The organism is Paenibacillus alkaliterrae (assembly GCF_021532375.1).
Classification (GTDB): Bacteria; Bacillota; Bacilli; order Paenibacillales; family Paenibacillaceae; genus Pristimantibacillus; species Pristimantibacillus alkaliterrae.
Map to the genome: position 1 here is coordinate 1 of NZ_JAKGAP010000048.1, position 26183 is coordinate 26183.

Annotated in this window: 20 protein-coding genes and 1 pseudogene; 11 read left to right on the forward strand and 10 right to left on the reverse strand. The window is 49.0% G+C overall.

Features of this window, described 5'->3' with window-relative positions; translation table 11 throughout:
• Positions 1–296: 296 nt before the first annotated feature.
• Both L1N85_RS18850 and L1N85_RS18855 read right to left on the reverse strand, forming a co-directional pair.
• A complete protein-coding gene (locus tag L1N85_RS18850) occupies positions 297–1025 on the reverse strand; it encodes an SWIM zinc finger family protein (protein ID WP_235240595.1) in 729 nt (242 codons plus the stop codon).
• Positions 1026–1043: 18 nt separating this feature from the next.
• Entirely contained in the window at positions 1044–3740 is a 2697-nt protein-coding gene (locus L1N85_RS18855) for a DEAD/DEAH box helicase (protein ID WP_235240596.1), read from the reverse strand.
• 407 nt (positions 3741–4147) lie between these two features.
• Between L1N85_RS18855 and L1N85_RS18860 the strand changes: the two genes are divergently transcribed.
• From L1N85_RS18860 to ptsP, 6 genes are read left to right on the forward strand one after another with little or no spacing between them, the layout of a single operon-like run.
• Positions 4148–4936, forward strand: a complete 789-nt coding sequence (locus L1N85_RS18860; RefSeq protein ID WP_235240597.1) for a DeoR/GlpR family DNA-binding transcription regulator — start codon at positions 4148–4150, stop codon at positions 4934–4936.
• Complete coding sequence (pfkB, locus tag L1N85_RS18865; RefSeq protein ID WP_235240598.1) at positions 4933–5877, forward strand: 1-phosphofructokinase; 945 nt, start codon at positions 4933–4935, stop codon at positions 5875–5877. Before L1N85_RS18860 ends, pfkB begins: the two co-directional genes overlap by 4 nt.
• Positions 5878–5913: 36 nt before the next feature.
• The gene (locus L1N85_RS18870; RefSeq protein WP_235240599.1) at positions 5914–7296 is read left to right on the forward strand and encodes a fructose-specific PTS transporter subunit EIIC; all 1383 of its coding nucleotides are present in this window, start codon (positions 5914–5916) and stop codon (positions 7294–7296) included.
• Positions 7297–7319: 23 nt separating this feature from the next.
• A complete protein-coding gene (locus L1N85_RS18875; protein WP_235240600.1) occupies positions 7320–7772 on the forward strand; it encodes a PTS sugar transporter subunit IIA in 453 nt (150 codons plus the stop codon).
• An 18-nt stretch (positions 7773–7790) separates the two neighbouring features.
• Positions 7791–8063, forward strand: coding sequence for an HPr family phosphocarrier protein (locus L1N85_RS18880; RefSeq protein ID WP_235240601.1), 273 nt, complete (start codon positions 7791–7793; stop codon positions 8061–8063).
• Positions 8064–8105: 42 nt separating this feature from the next.
• Positions 8106–9851: a phosphoenolpyruvate--protein phosphotransferase gene (gene ptsP / locus L1N85_RS18885; RefSeq protein WP_235240602.1), complete on the forward strand. Its 1746-nt coding sequence runs from the start codon at positions 8106–8108 to the stop codon at positions 9849–9851.
• 69 nt (positions 9852–9920) lie between these two features.
• Here ptsP and L1N85_RS18890 read toward each other — a convergent pair whose 3' ends face one another.
• Positions 9921–10763 carry a lipoate--protein ligase family protein gene (locus L1N85_RS18890; RefSeq protein WP_235240603.1) on the reverse strand — a complete coding sequence of 281 codons (843 nt, stop codon included), beginning with the start codon at positions 10761–10763 and terminating at the stop codon, positions 9921–9923.
• 54 nt (positions 10764–10817) lie between these two features.
• Positions 10818–11204 carry a glycine cleavage system protein GcvH gene (gene gcvH, locus L1N85_RS18895; protein ID WP_235240604.1) on the reverse strand — a complete coding sequence of 129 codons (387 nt, stop codon included), beginning with the start codon at positions 11202–11204 and terminating at the stop codon, positions 10818–10820.
• Between the two features lie 196 nt (positions 11205–11400).
• Here gcvH and gcvT point away from each other — a divergent pair, with 196 nt between their 5' ends.
• From gcvT to gcvPB, 3 genes are read left to right on the forward strand one after another with little or no spacing between them, the layout of a single operon-like run.
• Complete coding sequence (gene gcvT / locus L1N85_RS18900; protein WP_235240605.1) at positions 11401–12510, forward strand: glycine cleavage system aminomethyltransferase GcvT; 1110 nt, start codon at positions 11401–11403, stop codon at positions 12508–12510.
• 23 nt (positions 12511–12533) lie between these two features.
• Entirely contained in the window at positions 12534–13895 is a 1362-nt protein-coding gene (gene gcvPA, locus L1N85_RS18905; RefSeq protein WP_235240632.1) for an aminomethyl-transferring glycine dehydrogenase subunit GcvPA, read from the forward strand.
• Positions 13892–15349, forward strand: coding sequence for an aminomethyl-transferring glycine dehydrogenase subunit GcvPB (gene gcvPB, locus L1N85_RS18910; RefSeq protein WP_235240606.1), 1458 nt, complete (start codon positions 13892–13894; stop codon positions 15347–15349). Before gcvPA ends, gcvPB begins: the two co-directional genes overlap by 4 nt.
• A 61-nt stretch (positions 15350–15410) precedes the next feature.
• Here gcvPB and L1N85_RS18915 read toward each other — a convergent pair.
• The 4 genes and pseudogenes from L1N85_RS18915 to L1N85_RS27670 form a co-directional block, all read right to left on the reverse strand.
• Positions 15411–15704 (reverse strand): annotated as a pseudogene (locus L1N85_RS18915) (YmaF family protein); the annotation flags it as partial.
• Between the two features lie 174 nt (positions 15705–15878).
• Positions 15879–18173, reverse strand: a complete 2295-nt coding sequence (locus L1N85_RS18920; RefSeq protein WP_235240607.1) for a glycoside hydrolase family 3 N-terminal domain-containing protein — start codon at positions 18171–18173, stop codon at positions 15879–15881.
• A 102-nt stretch (positions 18174–18275) separates the two neighbouring features.
• The gene (locus tag L1N85_RS18925; RefSeq protein ID WP_235240608.1) at positions 18276–19787 is read right to left on the reverse strand and encodes an extracellular solute-binding protein; all 1512 of its coding nucleotides are present in this window, start codon (positions 19785–19787) and stop codon (positions 18276–18278) included.
• A 131-nt stretch (positions 19788–19918) separates the two neighbouring features.
• Positions 19919–22066, reverse strand: coding sequence for a helix-turn-helix domain-containing protein (locus L1N85_RS27670; RefSeq protein WP_235240609.1), 2148 nt, complete (start codon positions 22064–22066; stop codon positions 19919–19921).
• 379 nt (positions 22067–22445) lie between these two features.
• Between L1N85_RS27670 and L1N85_RS18935 the strand changes: the two genes are divergently transcribed.
• Positions 22446–23378 (forward strand): ABC transporter permease, encoded by a 933-nt coding sequence (locus L1N85_RS18935; RefSeq protein WP_235240610.1) that lies wholly within the window; start codon positions 22446–22448, stop codon positions 23376–23378.
• 17 nt (positions 23379–23395) lie between these two features.
• Positions 23396–24271 carry a carbohydrate ABC transporter permease gene (locus tag L1N85_RS18940; protein ID WP_235240611.1) on the forward strand — a complete coding sequence of 292 codons (876 nt, stop codon included), beginning with the start codon at positions 23396–23398 and terminating at the stop codon, positions 24269–24271.
• Between the two features lie 379 nt (positions 24272–24650).
• On the opposite strand, the gene L1N85_RS18945 is transcribed toward L1N85_RS18940, so the two are convergent.
• Positions 24651–25208, reverse strand: a complete 558-nt coding sequence (locus tag L1N85_RS18945) for a hypothetical protein (RefSeq protein WP_235240612.1) — start codon at positions 25206–25208, stop codon at positions 24651–24653.
• A gap of 16 nt (positions 25209–25224) precedes the next feature.
• Positions 25225–26133 (reverse strand): Gfo/Idh/MocA family protein, encoded by a 909-nt coding sequence (locus L1N85_RS18950; protein WP_235240613.1) that lies wholly within the window; start codon positions 26131–26133, stop codon positions 25225–25227.
• Between the last annotated feature and the right edge of the window lie 50 nt (positions 26134–26183).

The window sequence follows — 26183 nt, forward strand, 5'->3', positions numbered from 1 at the left end:
CAGCGTTCGTCCTGAGCCAGGATCAAACTCTCCAAATGGAAGTTTTCGCATCGACGCGATGTCGATGAGAAAAGCTTCATGTGTTTGACTTGCTCATTACTTTTTATCGCTTTTCTCACAATCCGTTAGGATTGTAAGGGCAGTTTCACTCGTTGTTCAGTTTTCAAAGAGCAATCTTTTCTTTCGTTTGTTTCGCTCGCCGTCCGCTTGTTTCTCTCGGCCGGAATTAGAATATATCATGTATCCGCCCAACATTGCAAGTGTTTTTATAAAACTTTTTAAAATTAATTTGAAAGCTACTCTATATCAATGCCGAACACGTCTGTAATATCCGCATCCTTCATAACTCTGCGGCCTTTCTTCTTCGATTTCTCGAGCAGCGTTTTCGATTGCTTAGAAACGGTCTCGGAAATAAGCTCGTCAACATTGACATTCCGAAGCCTGAAAAATAACGCCGTATCATCATCCAGCCGTGCGCCAATACCGTAGAGCACCGCAGCTACGTGCTTGCACATGTTGGCAGAGTCCGGACAGCTGCAATGCAAGGAAATGTCCTTCGGGGCCGGAAACAAGCCCGTTCCCTTGGCAGTAAACAAGCTGGAGAGCGCTTTGGGAAACTTCCCTTCCATCAGCTCCTGCAGCGAATCCATTTTGCCTGCGCATTCTGCCACTAACGCTTGCCACACTTCCTGTGACAAAGGAACAATTCGAACCGTTACCTGATAAGGCTTAGAGCCGCTTCCCTGTACGAGCGCCTCTATAACGCCTTGCTTCAATTGAAGATCAAGCACCGCACCGTGGCGAACGTAGCTTCGTCCCCGATCAATGCGATTCGAGTAGTCGGAATACCTTTCCAAATTTTCGCACCAGGACATGCCCCACCAAGTCTTCGCGATTTTCTTACCCGTAATAACGACGGGAGAAATATTCGGGTTTTTCTTGCGCAGCTTTTCTATAGTGTTCTGGGCTAACCTGCGTTTCTCCGCTACAGGGACATATTCCGGAAAATAGTCAAAACGCGCCATGGCGGGCACCTCCTCCAATTATACGGACAGCTTGAACAAATTCATCAGCTGCTCGTTATCCAGCTCCGTTATCCAGTTTTCCTGGATGTCGGGAACAATTTCATTTGAAAGCTTTGTTTTCTCCTCGATCAATTGATCGATCTTCTCTTCAATAGTACCTCGCGTTATAAACTTGTGCACGATTACGTTTTTCAACTGCCCGATCCGAAAAGCCCGATCCGTCGCTTGATTCTCGACAGCCGGATTCCACCAGCGGTCGAAATGAATGACATGGTTCGCATTCGTTAGATTCAGGCCGACTCCGCCCGCTTTAATGGACAGCACCATGAACGGAATATAATCCTCTCCTTGAAACCTGGCGACAAGCTCCTTCCGCTTGCTCACCGCCGTTTCACCATGCAGTACGAGACCTTTATGCTGGAAGACCTGCTCCAGAAAGGCGCTGATCGCTCCGGTCATTTCTTTGAACTGTGTAAAAACAAGCACTCGTTCCCGCTTCTCGCATATCGTCCCGCATATTTCCCGCAGACGGTCAAACTTCCCGCTCTCCTCTTCCGCGAAGCCGCTCTGACCAAGGTATTGGTCGGGATGGTTGCAGATCTGCTTCAGCTTCATGAGCGATGCAAGCACCAGCCCCTTGCGCTCGATCCCCTCATCGGCCGCTTCAAGCTTCTCCGTCAGCTCCTTTACGAGCTTATTGTAGAGCACGATCTGCTTCTTGTTAAGCGAAGCGTAGGTTTTCATCTCAATTTTGTCAGGCAAATCGGAAATAACCGTCTTGTCCGTCTTCAGCCTTCTCAGAATGAACGGGCTCACCGTCTGCTTCAGCCTGGCGTAGCCATCCGGCTTCTCCTTCAGCTTTTTCGTGAATTCCGTAAACTCCTTCGCCGTGCCAAGCAAACCCTTATTCAGAAAATCGAATAAAGACCATAAATCGGACAGCCGATTCTCGATCGGCGTGCCGGTCATCGCTATTTTACAGCCGGCCTTTATTTGCTTGACGACTTTTGTCTGCTTCGTTCCCGGATTTTTGATGGCCTGTGCCTCGTCCAAAATCAAGTTATGCCAGGTCATGTCTCTCAGCCAATCATATTTAAGCAGCATGCCGTAGGTCGTAATGAACAAATCATGCTCCTCCAGGCAGCGGCTGCCCAGCTCCTCCGACAGCTTATTCTCTGAAGGGTGGAGGACGTAAGCTTTTAACGAAGGAGCGAATTTCGCAATTTCACTCATCCAGTTGCCAATCAGCGAAGCCGGAACGACGAGCAGCGTTTTCTCCTGCTTGTTCGCACGGATATAATTGAGCAAAGCAATAATCTGCACCGTTTTTCCAAGCCCCATATCGTCGGCGAGACAAGCTCCAAGCCCCAGCGATTTCATCAAATAAAGCCAGCTCAAGCCGCGCTCCTGATAAACCCTTAGGCTGGCGTGAAAATTGTCCCCCGTCGCGACCCGCTCTATCGTATCCGGTCTCGTCAGCCTGGAGAGCATCGATTCGAGCCACTCTCCATTACTAACCTCAAGCTCGCATACATCCTCCGGCACATCCAGCAGCTTGTCCGTATTCAGTCGGAAACGCAGCGCTTCAACTATGCTCATACCGGAATGATTCGTCAATGCCTGCACCTGCTCGTAAGCCTTCAGCACTTCCCCCAGCTTATCGTGGTTAACTTCTACCCACTTTCCTTTAATAAACGTGAGCCCTTCCGCTTCAGCGAGCATGGCCTTCAATTCTTCAATCGATAATGCATCGCCGCCAAGCAGCAGCTCCGCATCGAAATCAACCAGCTGATCAAAGCCCAGAAGAGAAGGCGGCTTCTCGCCTACGCTTACCGATATTTTCAAGGAATCCGACTTGCTCCGCCACCACTTCGGTATGCGGCAAACGATTCCGGACTCCTCATAGAGCTTTATTTCCTTCAAAAAGATATAAGCTTCTTCAGCGGTCAGGCCAATCGGATGAAAGATATCTCCAGACTCGACAAGCTCCGAAATAAACTCGCTTTGCTCCGAAGCCTTATTTACCGTCGCGAGCAATTCCAGCAGCTTGCCGCTATTCTCTCCATATTCAACGAGTGCGTTAAGCAGCGGCAAATGTTTGGACTTCACTTCCTTTGCCGTTTGCGCCGCATAGGTTGCAAGGAAAGAAAAGGGGTATTCCGCCTCCTTCTTGCTCTCGACCAAGTGAAAAAAAACACGTCCCGCCAAATGGATCCGGGGATTCATGGACGTCAGCAATTGCTGGACGCTGCCTTCATAGGCCGCAATCTCTTGGCTGAAAGCGCGCTGAAGCTTTGCCCATAGCTGCTCGATCCATTGCCCATCCAGATGATTGGAGCCGATCAGGAAGGGGGCGTGAAGCAGCAGCGCCTCTCGCTCCTGCTCCTCCAAATCAATTAGAGTCTGTTCACGCAGCCATTCGATATCCGGATTCGCAGCAAGCCGCTTAATGAAAGCAGAAGCAATTCGAACGATATAACTAAGTGATTCGGACAAACTTTGCGTCTGTGCCACGAAGCCTAACGCGAACAGAGTTTTCTCCGTATTATCCCGATATTGCTGGTATAACTTCCGCTGCATAGCGAGCCGACTTTGGTCCAGCTTCTCGTCCGTCGCCTGCCAATCCAGCTCGAACTGACCATCCGCTCTAAGCACCGCGATAAGCTCCTTGTTCTTCGTATCTCCGGCAGCTTCCGCATATTCAAGTTCCAGCATGAGCGGCATCTTCCTCTCCGTAAGTCAAATTCAAGAAACTGCTTTCGTTTCGCATTTTAATTACATTGCTCTGTGCCAATAATACCATGGAGCTTAAAGAAATTCACTAAATTAGGCAGGAGAAGGAAAGCACCACATATTCGCCGAGCACACCTACTTCTGCGCTAATCAGACCGCTTCTCTCGTTTACCGCACCTCCGACATAGATTCAGCCGTCTCGTGCAGATGCTATTGAATGAAACGGTCATAGTCGAGCATGCAGAAAGCGCTTTACAATTCATTAACGATCATATACAATCATAAATAAGAATGAATGAGCAATATTTAAGCTAGAATTTATGAATCGATCACAAATGAGCACAATATAAACAAATGAATGAGGATTGGAATGAAGGAGGAGGATGAGCATGCTGTTCGAAGAGGAACGCAAGCGGCTAATCGCCGATTATGTCCAACAGCAAGGACGCGCATCAGTACAGGAGCTGGCCAACCACTTTCAAGTGTCGGAATCGACCGTAAGACGAGACCTAAGAGATCTTGAGGAGCTGCTGCATCTGCGGCGTACACATGGCGGTGCGGTCGCTATGCTTCAGAATGACAACATGGAGCCAACCTTCGTTGAGAAGGAGGATCGCTTTCAACAGCAGAAGCTGGCCATTGCCCAAGCAGCTGTGTCGCTCATTCGCGAAGGAGACACTATTCTGCTCGACTCGGGAACGACGACCTATCATTTGGCGAAGCTGCTGAAGGGCTTTAAGCGGTTAACGGTCGTGACCAATTCGGTCATGGTCGCACAGGAACTTGCAGATGAGAAGAATATGGAGCTTCTGCTTACCGGCGGCACCCTCCGCCCTGAAACACTAGCCATGGTTGGGCCGTTCGCCGAACGAGCCATTGCAGACGTTCATGTCGACAAAGTCTTCCTGGCTACGAACGGCTTCGACATACAAACTGGATTAACGACGCCTAATATGATAGAAGCCTCCACGAAGAACAGGATGATCCGCTCCGCTCAGAAGGTTGTTTTACTTGCCGACCACAGCAAGCATGGACGAATATCCTTCTGCCGCTTCGGAGATATGACAGACGTTACAACGTTAATTACCGACAAACTCCTCCCTTCTGACGCGGTGCAGCAATTGGAAAATGCCGGGCTAGAGGTAACTCTGGCCGATCTTGGGGGTGTACTGTCATGAAGCCGGCTGAACCAGTCATCACGGTTACGCTTAATCCGGCTCTTGACAAAACGGTCACGCTCGAGAAGTTTGAGTACGGGGGCTTGAACCGCATTAAGGAAATACGTACCGATGCCGGCGGCAAGGGGATCAATGTCGCTAAGGTGCTGAGGCACTTTGGGGTGAATGTCAGCGCCTTAGGCCTGGCGGCCGGCTATCAGGGACAAGTGATTCGCGATAAGCTGCATGGGCTTGGTATCCGCTCCGTCCTGCTGGAAGCAATTGGAGAAACCAGAGTGAACCTAAAGGCCGTCGACGAATCCACGAAGCAGACAACAGAACTCAACGAGCCGGGCTTTATTGTAGACGACCTGCTCCTGGGACAATTTCTCGATACCTACAAGGCTGAAGCTGCCGAATCGTCAATTGTCGTCCTTGGAGGCAGCTTACCGCCCGGTACACCGCCGGATTACTATCGCACCTTGATCGAAAATGCGCGCAGCAAAAGCATTCGTACCGTCCTCGATGCGGACGGCGTGGCGCTGGCGCTAGGCATCGAAGCGGCGCCGTTCGCCATCAAGCCGAATATTCATGAGCTGGAAACGCTGCTTGGGGCAACGTTTGACAGAATCGAACATGTAATTGATGCCGCAAGATCTCTGCTTGACAGAGGCATTGAGTATGTACTGGTGTCCATGGGTGCTGAAGGCTCCCTGCTCGTCAATAAGGATAAAGCCGTGAGAGCCAGCCCCTTCCCGATTACGCCCCTAAGCACTGTCGGGGCAGGCGATTCGATGGTTGCCGCCATGGTCTACAGCATACTCAGCGGCAAATCCTTTGAAGATATGGCCAGATGGACCTCGGCTGCAGGGACGATAACCGCTTCCAAGCCGGGTACACAGGTATGCACGCTTCAAGAGGTGCAAGATTCCATTCCTATGGTTAAGCTTACGCATTTTTAGAAGATCTTTTGCTCAATTTAAGGAGGGTCATCATTTATGAAAAAGTTACTCGCCGTAACAGCTTGTCCAACAGGAGTTGCCCACACTTATATGGCAGCTGAATCCCTGATCAAAGCAGCTAAAGAAAAAGATATACCATTGAAAGTGGAAACCCGCGGCGCCGTCGGCGTCGAGAATGAATTCACCGAGCAGGAAATTGCAGAGGCTCATGCCATCATCGTCGCTGCGGATACCGATGTACTTGAATCCCGTTTCGCAGGCAAGCCCGTCGTAAAGGTGCCTGTCGCCCAAGCGATCAAAAACCCGGCCGGACTTCTGGACGAAGCGCTCAGCAGGCAAGCATCCGCTCCCGGCGATTTTGCCCAGCAGGTCGAACAGTCGAAGGCGCAGCGCAGCTCGTCGCGCAGCGGTCCTTATAAGCATCTGATGACCGGGGTATCGCATATGCTGCCGCTCGTTGTTGCAGGCGGATTGCTTATTGCCTTGTCCTTCGTCTTCGGCATCGAAGCGTTCAAGGAAGAAGGAACCTTGGCCGCAGCGCTGATGCAAATCGGCGGAGGCTCCGCTTTCGCTTTGATGGTACCGATTCTAGCCGGCTTTATCGCCTTCTCTATTGCCGAAAAGCCGGGTCTGGCTCCCGGACTTATTGGCGGCATGCTGGCATCCAGTATCGGGGCGGGCTTCCTTGGCGGTATACTAGCCGGATTTCTGGCAGGATATACAGCTTTTGCCTTGAAGAAATATATTAAGCTTCCGCGCAATCTGGAAGGCTTGAAGCCCATACTGCTTATTCCGCTCCTGGCATCCGCAATTACGGGCCTTCTCATGATTTATGTCATTGGTGAGCCGGTGAAAGGCATTATGGATGGACTAACGAGTTGGTTGACTGGACTAGGTACAACTAACGCCATTCTGCTCGGTCTGCTCCTTGGCGCTATGATGGCTTTCGACATGGGCGGTCCTGTGAACAAAGCCGCTTATACCTTCGCGGTTGGACTTCTGGCGAGTGATGTATACGGCCCGATGGCCGCAGTCATGGCTGCTGGTATGACACCTCCGCTTGGTCTATGGCTTGCAACCTTAATTGCAAAAAATAAATTCACGAAGGAAGAAAAAGATGCCGGCAAAGCCGCTTCGGTCCTAGGTATCTCCTTCATTACGGAAGGTGCGATTCCATTCGCTGCCGGCGATCCTTTCCGGGTCATCCCTTCTATTATAGCCGGCTCGTCAGTAACCGGCGCATTGTCGATGGCATTCGGCGCTACACTGCGCGCTCCGCACGGCGGCATCTTCGTGCTTCCGATACCGAATGCGGTAGGCCATGTCGCTCTATACGCACTCGCTATTATCATCGGAACTGTCGTAACAGCTATCCTGCTCAGCCTTCTTAAAAAACCGGTTGAACAACGTCTTTCATAAAAATAGCTCAGGAGGAACAGAACATGAACATTAATGCCTTGCTTGATGAGAAATCCATCTTTATCCCTATGAACGCAAGTGACAAAAACTCGGTTATTTCCAGCATGATTGACGGTCTTGCAGCCTCCGGATCCATATCGAATAAAGAAGAATATATGAATGCGGTGCTCACTCGCGAGAGCACCGGCTCAACGGGCATCGGTTTCAACGTAGCCATTCCCCACGGTAAATCCAAAGGCGTCTTGAAGCCCGGACTTGCCTTTGCCAAGCTGTCTGCGCCAACGGACTGGGATTCGCTTGACGGACAGCCGGTAAACATTGTATTCATGATTGCCGTACCCGAGGAAGCGGCCGGCAACGAGCATCTTCAAATCTTAATTGCCTTATCCCGCAAGCTCATCGATTCCGATTTCCGCGATAAACTTATGCGCATCGAGCACGCAGATCAATTAAAAAACCTGCTCGCTGCTATTTAAACTTAGGAGGAAACAAGCATGCATGCACAGCAAGTAACTATTCAGAACGCCTCCGGCTTTCATATCCGTCCTGCCCAGCTATTTTCTGAGAAGGCCGTATTGTTTCAATCTACCATTCTCATCAAACCGGAAGGTACGACCACGGTTGCAGATGCGAAAAGCATACTGAACCTGATGACGCTGGGGCTCGACAAAGGCTCCGTCATTACGATCGAGGCCGAGGGTTCCGATGAGGTTGAAGCTGTACAGCAGCTATCCGAGCTTGTGCTAAGCGGCTTTGGAGAGAACTAGTCAGCAGCTTCTATAAGCCTGAACAAGGAGGAACACGAATTGATGACAGATACGAAGAGTACATCAGAGAAAAGAATAGTTGGATTAGGTGTGTCGGAAGGCATACGAATAGGCAAAGCTTTCGTCTATCATCCTGTAAAACTTGAGCAGATCGCCGAGAGCAAGGCTGAGCTGCCTGAGCACGAGCTGGTAAGGCTGGAAAGAGCAAAGTCGTTATGCATCGAGGAGCTAAACGTTCTTGTCGAACACGCCAAGCAGACGCTTGGCGAAGAAAAAGCAGCGATCTTAAAAGGCCAGGTCAGCTTTCTGAATGACCCGGCCTTCTATCCTCCGATGCAGAAGCTGATTCAAAATGAACAATGGTCTGCCGAAACCGCCGTACTGCGAACGGTGAAACAAGTCGCTGGCTTATTCGAGAGCATGGCCAGCGAATATATGCGCGAAAGAGCCGCCGACGTACGCGATGTCGGCAGCAGGCTGATGACACTCCTCGTCGGACACCAAGGCGCGCGACTGACAGACATTAATGAAGAGGTCATTCTTATTGCCGATGACCTTACCCCTTCCGATACGGTTCAACTCAATAAACAATATGTGCTCGGATTCGTGACACGGATCGGTGGAAAAACATCCCACACCGCTATTCTCGCCGGCTCGCTCGGCATTGCAGCCGTACTTGGCGTTGGCCCGGCTATTGAGACCATCCAACACGGCGATGAGCTGATCATCGACGGCTCCACAGGCGAATGTGTGCTGCAGGCTGATGAAGCAACAAAGTGTTTATTTGCGGAACGGATGGCGAGAGAGCAAGCCGAACAGGAAAGTCTGAAGGCTTACTCCTCCCTCTCCGCAGTGACGAAAGACGGCTTCTCCGTAGAAATCGCGGCGAATATCGGTACGCCGCAGGAGACTGCCGGGCTGCTGGACAAAGGCGCCGAAGGAGTCGGCTTATACAGAACCGAGTTTTTGTTCATGAGCGCAGCCGATATGCCTTCTGAGGATATGCAGTTCCAAGCCTACCGCGGAGCGGCGGAAGCGATGCAGGGGCGCCCTGTCATTATCCGTACGCTGGATATCGGCGGCGACAAGGAGCTGCCTTATCTCGCGCTTCCGGAAGAGATGAATCCGTTTCTCGGCTACCGGGCGATTCGGCTCTGCCTGGACCGCAGGGAGCTGTTTCTCGCGCAGCTGCGGGCGATTATCCGCGCCAGCGCTTACGGCCAGGTGAAAATCATGTTCCCGATGATCTCCGGCATGGAAGAATGGCGCGCGGCCAAAGCGCTTTATGAGGAGGCTCGACAGCAACTGATTGCCGAGGGCGTAAAAATCGGCGAATCGATCGAAGTCGGCATTATGATCGAGATCCCTTCCGCCGCCCTTTTGGCTGATCGACTAGCTAAGGAGGTAGACTTCTTCAGCATCGGAACAAATGATTTGGTACAGTATACCGTCGCCGTCGATCGGATGAATGAGAAGGTCGCATACTTGTACGACTACTTCCATCCTTCCGTCCTTCGGCTCATTAAGCTGGTCATCGACGCCTCGAACAAGCATGGCAAATGGACCGGTATGTGCGGCAGCATGGCGGGCGACCCGCTTGCTGCTCCCCTGCTCGTCGGGCTTGGCCTCCATGAATGGAGCATGTCGACCTCGGCCATTCAACGAATCAAACAAACGATTACGGGTCTTGAACGCAGCTCCTGCGAGCAGCTTGCCGAGAGGCTGCTCGAGCTGGATACGCCAGCGGAGATCCGCGCGGGGCTTACCGCTTTTTTACAGCAGAATTGAACTATCAAGAGAAGACGCGTCGCTTTGCCGCGATCTTCTCTTTTTTTGCGCTTCCACATTTAAGCGGTCTTAACGCCGCAGATTCCAGCCGTTCGTTCCGTATTTCTGCCGTACAAGCCGGGCCGCAAGTGCTTCCTCATAGTCGGACAACGTTCCCGGCAATAATGCCGCGCCGAGGCCTTTGGCAAAACCGGCTCGAAACGCTTCTTCAACAACTGGGATGTCGACAGGCGGTCTGTTATTTACTTTCAAACATGCGTTTACAGCAATCGCCTTATCCTCGAATTGGTTCATCATCCGGTCTTTCGATTGGTCATCGGGAAACCGGAGCAATTCAAACAGCAGCCCGATATCGAGATCGAGCAATACAGAACCGTGCTGGAGAATGACACCCTTTGACCGCATCTGCGCGCTGCCGGCAATTTTTTTGCCCTGGACAACCAACTCATAACGTGAGGGAGAATCAAAACATGCGGAAGAAACAGCCCCAGCGCATGCTTTCGATTCTCCATCCGAATTGCCCAGTCCGGTCATTTCCGCTTCCAATCCAAGGTTGCGAAAGCCATGCAGCAGCCCCGCGCTCAGCACACGGTAAGCTTCCGTCACACTTGCAGGTATCCCGGGATGGGACTGCGATACGATAAGACTGTACGTCAGCTCGCGATCATGGAGCACGGCCCGTCCTCCGGTAGCCCTCCGAACGAAACCGATGCCGCGCTGATGCAGCGCCTTCAAGTCCACTTCCCGTTCCGCCCGTTGAAAATAACCGATAGAGAGCGTCGGCGGATTCCAGCCGTAAAATCGAACCGTAGGGGGCGTTCGCCCCTCGTAATGCGCAATCAGCATCGCTTCGTCAATGGCCATATTTTCAGCCGGAGAGCGGCTTCCAGTGTGCACGTACCTCCAAGACATCCGATTCTCCCTCAGGTTTAACATCCCCCCCTGTCGCCCCCCTGCATTGTTCGACTAAGTTAACGACCGGTATCTTTCCGCTGTCAGCAGCTTGTCAAGCGCATCCTTGACACTTCCTTGAACTTCCACTTCTACAATCCAACCGCCCTCATAAGGTTCTTCATTTACAAGCTCCGGCTGATCGATGAGCGTTTCATTCACTTTCGTCACGGTTCCGGAGACAGGACAATACAGCTCGGAAACCGTCTTGACCGACTCGATCGTCCCTATACTTTCCCCGGCGCTAACCGCCGTTCCAGGTTCTGGACATTCAACAAAAACAATGTCGCCAAGCAGGCTTTGCGCATAATCGGTAATGCCGATCCGCACGATTTGTCTTTCAACCGCCAAAGCCCATTCATGTTCCAAGGTATATGCCAACTGCTCTCTTATCTCACTCACCGCCAACCGCCTCATTTCATTGAAATTTGAAAGATAATGCCGGCTCCGCATGTTTGACTACCTGTACCGCATACTTATGTAACAAAGGCTGAATTACCTTACTGAAACATACGCCCGTTGCGGCAAAGACATGCTTAAGCGGAGCATTCTATCCCGAGCAGAAACTTTCTGGATCACTAAAAAAAGAGGTGATGGAATGAACTTATTAAAACGTACGCCTTTGTTCCACCTTTATGACAACCATCCTTCCGTCCGCTGCATCGACTTTGGAGGCTGGGAGCTTCCCGTACAGTTTTACGGCATTCAGCGGGAACATGACGCCGTCCGCAGGCAGGCCGGATTATTCGATGTATCCCATATGGGGGAATTTCTTATAACCGGGAAATATGCGGAGTCTTTCCTGCAGCGAATGACCACGAACGATGTTTCCCGTCTTGTCGATGGCCAGGCCCAATATACGCTGATGTGTTATGGAGACGGCGGCATCGTCGATGATCTGCTCGTATACAGGCTGTCCGCAGACCAATTTCTTCTTGTCGTCAATGCGTCCAACATCGATAAAGACTTGCAATGGCTGCAGGATCATTTAAACGGCGATGTAATGATTGAGAACCGATCGGAGGAAACCGCGCTGCTTGCCCTGCAAGGCCCCCTCGCGGCAGCAATCTTGTCGAGGGTATCCGATGTTCCCGTTCAGTCGCTTCCTTGGTTTCATTTTATTCACAAAGCTTCGGTTTGCGGAATATCCGCTCTTGTTTCCCGCACCGGCTATACCGGAGAGGATGGGTTTGAAATCTATGCCGCAGCAGAGGATGCCGAGCAAATATGGACTGGCCTGCTTCAAGCAGGCGAAGCGGACGGCCTGATTCCCGCGGGACTGGGCGCACGCGATACGCTCCGCTTTGAAGCCAGGCTGCCGCTGTACGGACAAGAGCTTTCGAATCATATTTCACCGCTGGAGGCGGGCCTTGGTTCCTTTGTGAAGCTCGATAAAGGCGAATTTATCGGGCGAGAAATGTTAGCCAAGCAGAAACGCGAGGGAGTGACCCGAAAACTGGCCGGACTCGAAATGGTAGAGCGGGGCATCCCGCGGGCCCATTATCCCGTGTTCGCGGACGGAGTACGGATCGGTGAAGTTACTACAGGAACTCAATCGCCTACCCTTAAACGCAATCTTGGGCTTGCGCTTCTGGACATCGGCTACACCGAACCGGACACCGAAGTTTGGGTGGAAATTCGGGGGAAGCAATTAAAAGCCTGTATCATCAAAACCCCTTTTTATAAGCGGGAACGACTGTCGCCATAACAGGGAAAAGGAGCGAATCCATGATGAAACATCGCTATTTGCCGATGACAGAACAGGATCAGAACGAAATGCTGCAAACGATTGGCGCTGACTCGATCGGACAGCTCTTTGCAGATATTCCGGAATCGGTAAGATACACAGGCAAACTGCCGATGTCGGAAGCGCTTGACGAGGATGCACTGCTCAGGCACATGAGCAGCTTGTCGAATCAGAACGCGGATTTCGACCGTTACACCTGCTTTCTTGGAGCGGGTATTTATGATCATCATATCCCCGTTGTCATCAATCACATCATTTCCCGATCTGAGTTTTATACGGCTTATACCCCTTATCAGCCTGAAATCAGCCAAGGTGAGCTTCAAGCGATATTTGAATTCCAATCCTATATTTGCGAATTGACCGGCATGGCCGTCGCCAATGCCAGTATGTACGACGGTGCAACCGCTCTTGCGGAGGCGGCCGCTCTTGCCGGCGGAGCCACAAAACGCAGGCAAATAATCATTTCCCGTACCGTGCACCCGGAAGCCAGGGAAATCGTAAAAACCTCGGCACACGGTTTAAACATGAAAATAATTGAGATCGGTCATTCGAATGGCGTTACCGACTTGTCCGAGCTGGAAGCGGCAATGTCAGAGGATACTGCAGCCGTACTCATTCAGAGCCCCAATTTCCTCGGCTGCATAGAGGACGTCCGCTCAATTGAACCGGTTGTGCATGCCAAGGGAGGGCTGCTCGTCATGAGCGTCAATCCGCTTTCGCTCGGTTTGCTGGAGTCTCCCGGACAGCTTGGAGCGGACGTTGCCGTCGGGGATGCTCAACCGCTGGGCATCCCGGCAGCGCTCGGAGGACCGACCTGCGGATTTTTCGCTGTTTCCGAACCGCTGATGAGGCGTATGCCGGGTAGAATAGTCGGCCAAACCGTCGACCGGGACGGAAAACGCGGATTTGTCCTGACGCTGCAAACGCGGGAGCAGCATATCCGCCGTGAAAAGGCGACCTCGAATATTTGTTCCAACCAGGCGCTGCTTGCGCTTTGCGCTTCGGTCTATATGTCGGTAATGGGGAAAACGGGCATACAGGAAGCCGCCCTTCTTAATCTGCGCAAAGCGCATTACGCAGCCGACAGTATTCGCGCTTCAACCGGAGGAGCCATGACCCTTCCTTTCTTCTCCTCCTTCTATAATGAATTTGCCGTCAAGCTTTCGGATGGGACGGATGTCAAAGCTTTGAACGCCAGGCTTCTGCAGGCCGGATTTCTCGGAGGATACGATTTGGGAGACGCTTATCCGGAGCTGAAAGGACATATTCTGATCGCTGTAACCGAAAGAAGAACTAAGGACGAAATCGACCGATTCGTCCTTGAACTGGAGGCTTGCCTGTCATGAAACCCGAAAAAGCGTTAATCTTTGAACTAAGCAAACCGGGACGCATCGCTTACTCCCTGCCGGAATGCGACGTTCCTGATGTCGAGCCGTCCGAACTCATTCCTTCACATCTGCTTCGCAGCAAGACGGCTGAATTCCCCGAAGTGTACGAGGTTGATGTCATCCGCCATTATACGGAATTGTCGCGCCGCAACTTCGGTATCGACAACGGTTTTTATCCGCTCGGCTCATGCACAATGAAATATAATCCGAAAATCAATGAAGATGTCGCTCGTTTCTCCGGCTTCGCCAAAATCCATCCTTATCAGCCGGAAGAAAGCATCCAGGGTGCGCTCGAGCTGCTGTATACGCTGCAAAATGATCTCGCCGCACTAACCGGCATGGACCAAGTGACCCTGCAGCCTGCTGCCGGTGCGCACGGCGAATGGACCGGGCTCATGCTCATTCGCGCTTATCATGAAAGCAGAGGCGAACAACGCACGAAGGTCATCGTTCCGGATTCATCCCATGGAACTAACCCTGCAAGCGCAACGACCGCCGGCTTTGCAACGATTACCATTCCATCGAACGAACGCGGAATGGTCGATTTGGATGCGCTGCGCGCCGCTGTAGGAGCCGACACAGCCGCACTCATGCTCACCAATCCGAGCACGCTTGGTTTGTTTGAAGAACAAATCGTCGAGATTGCGGAAATTATTCATGAAGCAGGCGGACTGTTATATTATGACGGAGCCAACTCCAATGCCATCATGGGAATCGCCCGACCCGGCGACATGGGCTTTGACGTGGTGCATCTGAACCTGCACAAAACGATGAGCACGCCGCACGGAGGCGGCGGTCCCGGTGCGGGGCCGGTTGGAGTCAAGAACAAGCTCATCCCGTTTCTGCCGAGGCCCGTCGTCTGCAAACAAGCAGACGGGACTTTCGCTTGGGATTTCGACCGGCCGCAGTCGATCGGCCGCGTTAAAGCCTTTTACGGCAATTTCGGCATCCTAGTCCGCGCCTACGCTTATATACGCACCTATGGACCGGAGGGGCTTCGCCGCGTTTCGGAATGCGCCGTGCTGAACGCCAATTATATGATGAACAGGCTTGCTCCTTATTACGAGGTTGCCTATCCAGGCGTATGCAAGCATGAATTTGTCCTGTCCGGCAAGAAATTGAAAGCCTTTGGCTTGCGAACGCTTGATGTCGCCAAACGGCTGCTTGATTTCGGCTACCACCCGCCAACCATTTATTTTCCGCTAAACGTCGAGGAATGCATCATGATTGAGCCGACGGAAACGGAAAGCAAAGAAACGCTGGATGCGTTCATCGACGCTATGATCCAAATTATAGAAGAAGCCGAGCACGATCCCGATCTTGTTCGGAATGCTCCTTACACCACTGTCGTTAAACGGCTCGATGAAGCGACAGCCGCCCGAAAGCCGGTGTTAAATTGCAACTGCGGTTGATTAACACAGCTGTCTAACAAAAGCGACGATCCCGCTAAGCGGAAATCGTCGCTTTTGTCCGTTAACAATAATCCGATTCGTTGCCTGTTTTTCCGCAATACTGATGTGAATGAGGGGTCAAACCGCTGAGCGTTGTACAGCCTTCGAAATAATGGTAGTGTCCGCCTCCCCGAAGCGGTATGGCGGGTCCGGTCGTTCCTTTAATGATATGCTTATGATCGTTATCCACGGACGTAAAGGTACAATAATGATGAACATGTTGAACTCCCGAAGGCGCTAGTTCCGTCCTGCCTGCATACCGGTGATCGTGGCCAACGTCAAAAGAAGTGACTCCCGAAAACTCATGGGAATGAATTAATATATGACCGATACGGTAGAACGTTTTAAGTTAAAAGTGGAATTGGAGAATAATATTACAACATAAACCATAACGATCCAAATCTGTTTTTCATTGTATCCCTAGGATGAGCTCCAGGCGTTTTAATGGAACAGATGATTCTCCGAATCTCTCCCTCCTACCGCCTATTAATCAAGATTTGCGAACGAACAAGCTATCCTCAAGATAACAATCGGAAGAGCTGCCAATCCGCACTAAAAATTCTCCTTCTTCGACGACAGGCTGCATCGACGCATCCAGTAGTTGCAAATGTTCCGCAGATAAAGTAAAGGTCACAGTCGTGCTCTCTCCCGGCTGAAGCACAATTTTCTTAAAACCTTTCAATTCCTGTTCAGGTCTCGTTACGGAGCTTACAAGATCCGATATATATAACTGCACAACTTCCGCACCTTCAACCTCGCCAGCATTCATCACATCTACACTCGCCTTGGCGATAACGTCATCGGTTAGGTCAATTGGCTGGATACGTAAATGTTCATATTTAAATTCGGTGTAACTCATTCCATAGCCAAATGGATACCGGGGTTTCATGTCGGTTTCTAGATATCGGCCTCTCGTCCGTTTGTTGTTGTACACCAGCGGCAATTGTCCCGCATGCCGTGGAATGGAGATTGGCAATTTCCCAGAAGGGTTGGCATCACCGAATAACAGATCGGCAATCGCATGGCCGCCTTCTTGACCTGGATACCACGCTTCAAGAATGGCATCTGCATGCTCATCAACCCAAGGCTCAATGATGGGCCGACCATTAATATAAACAACGACCAGCGGCTTTCCGAGCTTGTGTATTGCTTGTGCCAGCTTCAATTGTACGCCGGATAAATGGAGATCAGCGCGGTCTATACCTTCACCGCAATCCATATCGCTTGCAGTACGGTCAGTAACCAGCGAAGCGCCGGTCCTTAAGTCAATTGTTCCTTCTCCAAAATCACGTGCACTGGAGCCTCCGAGCACAAGAACTGTAATATCCGCTTCAGCGGCACAAGCGACGGCTTGATCGAAGCCCTCCTCCGATACATCCTTAACCCTGCAACCAGGAGCGTAAAGCACGTCTCCCTCCGAATCGGCCAATTTGGCACGAATGCCATCCAGTACGGTTACGACCTTTTCCCGTGGCTGGGGTGAGGTGTAGTCGCCAAGCTGATTGTAGATCAGATCGGCGTTCGGCCCGATAACCGCAATCCGCCTCCCATCCCTCGCAAGCGGAAGTAAACGCTTGTCATTCTTCAGCAATACAGAACCTTCTGCCGCTACCTTCCGAGCTATTTCCTTATGTTCGGCAGCTCCAATCAACATCTCTGCCTGTTCGGGATTAACATACGGATCATCGAACAATCCTAGTCGAAACTTCACGGTTAAGATTGAGACCACCGATGCATCGATCTCCTCTTGCGTAATTAGCCCGCGATTCAGCGCCTTAAAAAGATGACCGCGGAACATTACACCGGACATCTCCATGTCCACGCCCGCACGCAGCGCCATTGCAGCAGCGTCCTCTCCATTAGCCGCTACATTATGTCCGCGCTCAAGCATATTTATGGCGCCGCAATCGGTAATGACGAAGCCGTTAAAGCCCCAATCCCGTCGCAGCACATCCCTGAGCAGATACTGGTTCGAGGTACATGGCGTACTGTCAATCTCATTGTAAGCGGTCATAATCGACACTGCCCCCGCTTCCACGCCTCGGCGGAAGGGCAGCAAATCAATCTCATGCAGCTCCCGCAAGCCCATATGAACCGGTGCCCCGTTCCTGCCCCCTTCGGAAGCCCCGTATCCAACAAAATGCTTTAACGTCACACCAATGCTATCCTTACGATCAAGTCGGTCACCCTGCATTCCTCTTACTGCGGCAACGGCCATCTCCCCGACAAGGAACGGGTCCTCCGAAAAATTTTCTTCTGTCCTTCCCCAACGAGGGTCTCGTACAATATCCAACACCGGCGAGTAAGTAACGGCTCCGCCTTGGCTGCGCGTTTCCACGGCCACAGCTCTGCACATCCGCTCATAGAGCGCCGGATTCCAAGTAGATCCGATCGAGAGAGGCACCGGAAAAACCGTCGCTCCGATTGCCATGTGACCGTGGGAGCATTCCTCGCCGAACAGAATGGGTATGCCTAACCGGGAATGTTCAACAGCATACTTTTGAATCAAGTTAACTGCCTCTGCCCCTTCGCGGGGTGACATCCCTGTCTCCAGGGTCACCTCTGTCCACGGATCGGCTCTTAATGTTCCGTATAAGGATCCGACCCCATATCGTTTCACTTCTTCTTGAAAAAAATCGGACAGTGAGACGCCGCCTCCGTTTTTATGAAAGGTTTTCCATCCAAAAAGCTGAATCAACTGACCGATTTTCTCCTCAATTGACATCAGACCGAGCAGATCGGCGACCCGTTCCGCTGTCGATAACGAAGGATTCCGATAACGCATGCTTGCACTCTCCTTGCTGCTCATGCTTTTTTTTGTAAAACTAGGTTGTCACCTATCAACAGGGAACAACCTCGTTTTATCCATTCACTATATTTCAGAGCCTTATTTCGATGCGAGCCAAGCTTTGAATTGCTTCTCGTATTCTGCAACAACCTTATCAAGTCCAGCCGCTTTCATATTGCTTACTATCTCGGCATGGGCTTTATCGTAACTGACTACACCGAAGGTAAGCGGATCAACACTCGTTTTCATTTCCGCTACAACGTTCGCATACTCAGCCGCAACCGGAGTAGGGTCAAAATTGAAGCCGATGGTGATACTGTTAACTGCATCGTCTGCGATGGTCGTTCTCCGCGTAAGAAAGTTTATATCATAATTCGTCGGATAGCGGTTCATTTCGACATGTCCAAGCAGCCAAACAGCCAATTCATAAGCCGAACCGCCGTTCTTGTTGAACTTCAGCGTTTCCTTCAGATTTTTCCCCGTATCCTTCCAATGCTCGCCTTCAATCCCGTTCGTCACTAGATCAAAGTTTTCCTGGCTTGAGTATACCCAGTTCAGAAATTGTACACCTGCCTCTGGGTGAGGGGATGTAGCAGAAATACCGTTGGAATTACGGATCGCGTAAGACCTGAATTGCGTTTTATCCCCCAAATAATAAATGTCCGCTTCTGCGCCAGGGAACCGCTCTCTGACTTGATCGTCAATACTCACATCACCCGGACGGTAAAGATAACGTCCCGCTTTCTCTTCCTGACTCATAACCTCGGTCGGAACAGTCAGTACATCGGGATGGATCAGTTTGCGTTCGTAAGCTGTTCTCATATATTCGACGTCGTTCTTAAATTCCTCCGACTCGATCCACGATTTAACATTGCCTTCTTGATCCACATAAATCATATTGTCTACGACTGTGAAAGGAAAAGATTCATACGTATTGTGCAAGTAGTGTGCGGGCTCATCAAGCATCTTAATAAAGACATTCTTATCGTCTTCCGGCCAGTTCTTCTTAATGGTTTCGGCAGCTGTTAACAAGTCGTCAGGTGTTGCCGGCGGTTGAAGCCCATTCTTCTCCAGCAAATCGGAACGCATCGTCACCATGCCGTTGCTGAACGCGGTATCTATCCAGAAATTCGGGACATAGTATATCTTATCGTTGATGACTGCTGACTCCCATATCCAATCCGGCAGCATTTTTTTCAATTCAGGGCCATGTTTCTCTAACAAATCATCAATAGGAATAATGCCCCCGTTACCGACAAGAACATTCGGGCTTTTCAGATCGTGCATGATCGCGATAATTTCGAATTCTTCTCCAGTGGACATCATCAGATTGGTTTTCTGATCCCATACATCCCACGGAATATAGATCGGTTCATAAGTCAACTGCAAGCCATCAGCTTCAAGCTTCTTATTAATTCCGGCTACAGCTGCAGCCAAATCTTCCGGAGCGTTGCCCGGCAGCAAGTATCGGACAGGCAGCTTTTGACCGGGATCCTTTGATCCTTGGTTGCCGGCAGCATTTCTTTCATTTGATGTTGCGCAGCCTGACAGAATAGCAATTACGAGAAACAAAGCAGCCATAATAACAAAGCTTTTTTTTCTTGCTTTCATTCGACCATCTCCCTTTTTCACGTAGAATTGATGCCCTTGTAATTCGGCACAATCAGTGTAAGCGATAGAAAATGGTGGAGTAAACTTCAATATTGAGTAATATCCAGATTTGCAATAAAATCCGACCTCCATTATTTGATACTGTTCTTTAATTTTTTGCTCATTTGAATGCGATATTGCGCGGGTGAGACGTGATAACTCTTTTTGAAGAGCGTATAGAAATAAGTATTGTTATAGATCCCGATTTTTTCACTGATCACTTGGACCGATTCATCCGTTTCCAGCAGTAACAACTTTGCCTGCTCCATCCGGACAGTGTTAAGATAATCATTAAACGAAACTCCAATTTGCGCTTTAAACAGCTTTCCCAAGTATCCTCGCGATAGCTTTACCTCTCCGGCCATCCACTCCAAAGATAGATCCGGCTTAGCATAGTTCTCCTTAATATACTTCCGGATATCTTCTACCACTTCTATATTTTGATGATTCGACGTTTCTTTAAGTTGATCGCACAGATGATTTACGATGTTTATCAATTCCTCATTAATCTCAGCAAGTGTCTCGTAAGTCGGAAGCGTTCTGAATAGATTCAGCAGCAGATCGGAGCCCGCATCGTCCTTTCGCATCCCTGTATTAAATTGCTTATATAATGAAGTAACTAGCTGATTAAGAAAAAATAGCGCTTGCTGATAATCGCATTGATACAGCTCTTTTATGAAATGATCGACTTCACTAACGGCTCTATGCTTTCCGTTCATCCTGATCGCATCAACCATTTTCTTCTCCTGCTTAACGGGGTATTCCCGATCCTCATCAGATAAATCATTAACGATATGACTGGATTCAAAAATTTTTCCTTTCCCCTCGAAAAAGCGTCCTCTCACGCTTTCTTTAGCGATTGAATAGGATTCCTTTATATGGTAAACCGAATCAACAGCCGGTCCGATCCCAGCCGTAAGGGACAGCTTGAAATAAGAAAGCATTTTACTTTGGAGTTCTTGTAACAATTCGACTAAATCCGGCGGATAGTTGTCCTGACTGTGTTGGACCAAAACACCAATTTCACCTTCTTCGATGATGAGCAAGTTCATCTTAAAGAGCTTCGATAAGAGCTCCTCTGCCATGTTGCAGATTGCAAAATGCGTCAAGGATTGCGCTTTAACAGAATGCGCTCTTCTAAATTGCTCAAAAGAATCAATCGTAATAACAATGACTGAGAAATAAGGGCCTTCCCAGTCCTGCGCAAATTTATTGGAAAGATCAAGCTGGCTTCCCTTGAAGTATTTCAGCAATTCCGCGCGCTGTGCTGCGGGCATGGCTGATTCCATCGCAGATAACTGCTCGATAATATCCGAAAATTTCGTATCCAATAAATCAAATTCGTTAATTTTTAGGTTATTCTGCTCGGCTGCAAATTGCCCGAAAATCTTATCCATGAGATTTCGAATCGGATTGTATGTACGATTAGTCAACCAGACAGAAACAATCATGCTAAGCGCGAACATAATGAGAGCAATGACGAGTGTCGACCATTTTAAAGTGTTCATATTAAACAACAGATTGTCGTACTTGCTCACATTTACAAACACCCAGTTCATTTCAGGTGATTTCACGTAACTGACCAAGTTTTTTTGCTTTTCGATTTCTATGTTAAAGTACCCCGCATCTTTATCCTCAGAGAGAATCCGCTGCGCATATGATTCCGATGAAAGATTTTTCATGAATTCCTCTGAATTAGAGTGCGTAACGACGTTCCCGTCAAAATCCATGACATATAACGAGTTTGTACTGTAATTTTTGTATCCGCCGATCAGCTTCTGAACATAGCTTTCATCAATATTAATAACGATTATGCCGCCGGGAGGCAGCTGCGAATAATAGCTCGGCAATAAAATAAACGTTAATACATTTGCCGTTCTGCCGCCCTGCACAGGGTCTATTACTTGACGCGGAGTAAAATTAAAATACGCCTTACGGCTCTCCTTAATTAACGATAAGCTTACTCTTTCCTGTTCAAACGAAACGCCTGTTGTGTTGATATATTGTTCCGTGGAACCGTTATAAATTCCGATCATCTGAATAAACGGATAATTAATTTGAATGGATCGGAGCGCATTGACCGCATGATATTCTTTTACAAGGTCCCGTTGCTTGTCCAACATCGCCGCGACAATTTCTTTATCATTTAGTAGTTGGTTGCCCAAATTATACACTTGGTCTTTAATGACTTTGGCAACATAGCTGTTCTGCTGCAGCATAGATTCGGAAATATTTCCCACTTCCTTGGCAGTACTCCATGAGAAGAGTGTGAATAACACTGCGCATACAATCGCTATTATGACTGAAGTGAGGAGGAGAAAACTGAGAAACATATTCCGATATATCGAATAACGAATTACCCTCTGTCTAATCTGCATCGGCCTTGGCCCCCCGTTTTTTGATCTCATTTTACTTAATTATATCTACATCATATATAAAAATTGAAGTCCATCCCCCATATTCGAAGGAATTACTAATTAATGAAATGCGATTTCCGTTGATTTATAAAGAACTTACAAATTTCATAGTTTACCTTCCTCTCCCCTTATCCCTAAACTAATCAGTAGAGCCAACATCCAGTAATACGATTAAAACCTATGAGAGGACGTGCATCTATTTATGAATGAGGCAAGGAAAAGAGATTCCATCTTTAGAGAACTTCAAAAAAATTTTACCGCCTATATCCTTGTTCTGCCTGCAGCTGTATACACGATCATTTTCGGATACCTGACAATGCCTTATATGCTTATTGCATTCCAGAAGTTTAATTACAAGACCGGTATATTCGGGTCACCCTGGATCGGGTTCGATAACTTCAAATTTTTCTTTTCTTCTTCACGCGCCTGGCAGATTACGTTTAATACCATAAAGCTGAACCTTCTGTTCATTGTATTCGGTACGCTAGTCGCTCTGATATTGGCTATTTTGTTTAACGAACTTCGAAGTCGTCTGTTTTCAAAAATTACACAATCAACTATTCTATTCCCACATTTTTTATCATGGGTTGTCGTTAGTTACATTCTTTACAGTATCTTTTCAACGGATTATGGCATTGCCAACCGTACCTTAACATCGCTAAATCTAAGTTCTGTTAACTGGTACTCCTCACCTGAGTATTGGACGGCCATTTTGGTCGGCTCTAGCGTTTGGAAAGACATCGGTATTTCACTAGTTATTTACTTAGCTGCGATTACAGGGATTGATGGCAGTTATTATGAAGCAGGCAGAATTGACGGCGCGAATCGTTGGCAGCTCATTCGACATATCACCATTCCGCTTCTGTTTCCGACCATTATTATTCTTTCTCTGCTAGCGCTGGGCAAAATTATGTATGGTAGCTTCGACATGATCTACGCCATTGTTAAAGATAATGGTCTGTTATATCCAACGACAGACGTTATTGACACCTATGTATTCCGTTCTCTAAGAAATATCGGTAACCCCGCTCAAGCCATGGCAATCGGGCTTTACCAGGCTGTGGTAGGTTTCATTCTTGTGTACGGCAGCAATAAAATTGTCAAAAAAATAAATCCGGACAATGCATTGTTTTAAAAAAGGAGTGAATTCTTATGCCTAAAAACCGCCTGTTTGACACTTTAAATGTGATGTTTATCAGCATCTTCTCTATATTGTGCACTTTGCCATTAATCTTGATTTTTATAGTATCGTTCACAGATGAGAAAATGATTCAGATGAACGGCTATCAATTATTACCTGAGAAGTTCTCCTTCGAAGCATACAACCTGCTTTTATTCGGCAATACGCCGCTTTATCAAAGCTATTTCATCTCGATCCTAATTACGGTGATAGGGACAACCATCGCCGTTCTCATTACAGGCTTAGCCGGTTACACTTTATCAAGCATGCATATTAAATATCGGAATCAGCTTGCGATGTTTTTTTTCATCACGATGGTGTTCAACACTGGAATTGTGCCATGGTATTTGATCAGTTCAGGCCTGGGCCTCCAGAACACGATTTGGGCATTAATTATTCCTTCCATGCTGTTTAATCCATTTAACTTGTTTCTAGTGCGAAACTATATGAAACAAATTCCGAACACGTTAACCGAGGCGGCCAGAATTGACGGGGCCAATGATATTTACATCGCTTTTCGTATTTGTTTTCCGCTCAGTCTGCCGGTGCTCGCCACAATAACTCTGTTTTACGGCATTGGCTACTGGAACAACTGGTTTAATGCAATCATGCTGGTTGACAATGAGAAGCTCTATCCGCTGCAGTACCTGCTATTTAAGTTAAACTCTGAAATCAGCATGATTCAGCAGATGCAGAGTATGATGAATACGAGCCCAACTACGGTTTTGCCGAGTGAGTCCGTAAAAATGGCAACTGCTATTCTGACGATCGGACCGATCGTCCTATTCTATCCTTTCCTTCAGAAATATTTCATCAAAGGCTTATTAATCGGGTCGGTCAAGGAGTAAGACTTTCTCGCAACCTTTAGAGGCCTTTTTCATGCAATACAATCGTTAGCGTACGTTTTTCGCGTTTTGCTGTCTGAACCCCAAGAAGTGGACTTACGCCGGGGCAGTATCAGAAGAATTATATGGCGGAGTGAAGTAAAAAAACAACGATCGCATAGTAACATGTGTTCTATCCGCATTTCGCGAAAAAAAGCAGCCCCCGCCCAATTTTGGGAGGGGCTGCTTTTTTCTCACGCTTTCGTATTAGTCATTGAATAGCCGTATTAAACCATTAAGCTCCTTTCAGATTGGTGCCGTCTCCTTTGACGATGCCGTTCGCCACGAGGAGAGCGGCGCTGGCTCCTTGTTCATTTATTATTCCTTATGATTCCAGTTTGAACTATTTGAAATACAGCTCCAAATGTTCGACCGCCTTAACAATCCCCTGACGTTCCGATTCTATGGAACCCCAGTAGCGATGGTCCTCCAGCTCGATGCTGATTGCCCCCCGGTAGCCTATTCGTTCCAGCCTCACTGCAACCTGATCCCATTTTACTTGACCGTGACCGACCCCCTCTCGTTCCGCATGCCGGATCAGATCCGGGAACGTATCTTTCCAAATGGCAAAGCTCTCGCGCCGAGGCAAGCTATGGTCTTCCGGCACAAGACACATAAACATCACCCGACCGCCTAATGGAGCCATTTCGGTCATTTGCTTTTTAACTTCTTCAACCGCATTCGCGCGGCGGGAATCGTCTTTGCTCAGCAATTGACTCATATGTACGGCATCGACAGAACCAATCCCGATCCCGGCTGTATCGCAATTCCGTTTGACTTCCGGAGTAAGCGCCGGCACATCCAGTACATCCAACTGTATACCGGAAGCCCATTTTGCCGCCTTTTCAATTCCTTCTGAACCGATTTTTGGCGGAATTCGCATACCTAATTTGAAATTCATAGGTTCTATCCCTCTCCTAATAAGGTTTATAGCCTGCTGATTGGTAAATCATCTCTGTAAGACTAACCACTTTTTTCGCGAAAATACCGGGTACCATCACTTCATGGCGTCCTAAAATGGCGTCGACGAAGCTCTTATCCTGATTCGTCGTTTGCTCCGGAAGTTTCGGAATAATCGGTTTCTCCCCCAAACGCCGCAGCGTAATCTTTCCGTTATCGTAAAAAATAGCGCCGTCCTCACCGCAAAACACAAAGGTTTCATGCCAACACGGAGCGAAACCTATAATGTTTAACCCGGCTATAGCCCCTTCAGCAAAGCGTATCGACGTAAAGGTATCGATTTCTACAGGCGCCCCCTGCTGATGAAGCTGCGGCTTTACCTCTACAGGAGTCATACCTGTCGTCCAAAGCAGCATGTCAACAATGTGGCTGCCGGAATCCATCAGCATCCCCCCGCCCGATAAACCTGGCATTTGCCTCCATGTACCGACTGTTCCCTGTTTCCATTCCTGATAAAGAGTAGCGTTGATTGAGGTTAGCTTCCCTATTAATCCATCGGTGATCGCCTGACGGATATAGAGGAATTCCGGCAGGAAATGCCGTTGGTAGGACACCTGCAGCAGCTTTTCCGCTTGTTCAGCTGCAATGATCAATTGTTCAGCTTCTTCGGAGGAACAGGTCATCGGCTTTTCGATTAATACATGGCAGCCGCTTTCCAACACATCCAACGCTTGCTGAAAATGAAGCGTATGCGGGGAACAAATAACTGCCGCATCCATATCGGCTTGAGCCAGCATCTCTTTATAATCATCAAATTGCTTCACATCCTGCAGCTCAAACTTCGAAACAAACGAATCCCGGCTGGCGGGATTCGTATCCGCTATAGAAATAATTTCAACCTCATCCAATTCCAACAATTGACGCATGCAAATGGGAAATGCCGCCGGTTCCGATCATCCCTATCCGAACTTTGTTC

Coding starts and splice junctions, on each gene's coding strand:
- L1N85_RS18850 (WP_235240595.1), bottom strand. CDS start 1,025: ATGGCGCGTTTTGACTATTTTCCGGAATATGTCCCTGTAGCGGAGAAA.
- L1N85_RS18855 (WP_235240596.1), bottom strand. CDS start 3,740: ATGCTGGAACTTGAATATGCGGAAGCTGCCGGAGATACGAAGAACAAG.
- L1N85_RS18860 (WP_235240597.1), top strand. CDS start 4,148: ATGCTGTTCGAAGAGGAACGCAAGCGGCTAATCGCCGATTATGTCCAA.
- pfkB (WP_235240598.1), top strand. CDS start 4,933: ATGAAGCCGGCTGAACCAGTCATCACGGTTACGCTTAATCCGGCTCTT.
- L1N85_RS18870 (WP_235240599.1), top strand. CDS start 5,914: ATGAAAAAGTTACTCGCCGTAACAGCTTGTCCAACAGGAGTTGCCCAC.
- L1N85_RS18875 (WP_235240600.1), top strand. CDS start 7,320: ATGAACATTAATGCCTTGCTTGATGAGAAATCCATCTTTATCCCTATG.
- L1N85_RS18880 (WP_235240601.1), top strand. CDS start 7,791: ATGCATGCACAGCAAGTAACTATTCAGAACGCCTCCGGCTTTCATATC.
- ptsP (WP_235240602.1), top strand. CDS start 8,106: ATGACAGATACGAAGAGTACATCAGAGAAAAGAATAGTTGGATTAGGT.
- L1N85_RS18890 (WP_235240603.1), bottom strand. CDS start 10,763: ATGTCTTGGAGGTACGTGCACACTGGAAGCCGCTCTCCGGCTGAAAAT.
- gcvT (WP_235240605.1), top strand. CDS start 11,401: ATGAACTTATTAAAACGTACGCCTTTGTTCCACCTTTATGACAACCAT.
- gcvPA (WP_235240632.1), top strand. CDS start 12,534: ATGAAACATCGCTATTTGCCGATGACAGAACAGGATCAGAACGAAATG.
- gcvPB (WP_235240606.1), top strand. CDS start 13,892: ATGAAACCCGAAAAAGCGTTAATCTTTGAACTAAGCAAACCGGGACGC.
- L1N85_RS18920 (WP_235240607.1), bottom strand. CDS start 18,173: ATGCGTTATCGGAATCCTTCGTTATCGACAGCGGAACGGGTCGCCGAT.
- L1N85_RS18925 (WP_235240608.1), bottom strand. CDS start 19,787: ATGAAAGCAAGAAAAAAAAGCTTTGTTATTATGGCTGCTTTGTTTCTC.
- L1N85_RS18935 (WP_235240610.1), top strand. CDS start 22,446: ATGAATGAGGCAAGGAAAAGAGATTCCATCTTTAGAGAACTTCAAAAA.
- L1N85_RS18940 (WP_235240611.1), top strand. CDS start 23,396: ATGCCTAAAAACCGCCTGTTTGACACTTTAAATGTGATGTTTATCAGC.
- L1N85_RS18945 (WP_235240612.1), bottom strand. CDS start 25,208: ATGAATTTCAAATTAGGTATGCGAATTCCGCCAAAAATCGGTTCAGAA.
- L1N85_RS18950 (WP_235240613.1), bottom strand. CDS start 26,133: ATGCGTCAATTGTTGGAATTGGATGAGGTTGAAATTATTTCTATAGCG.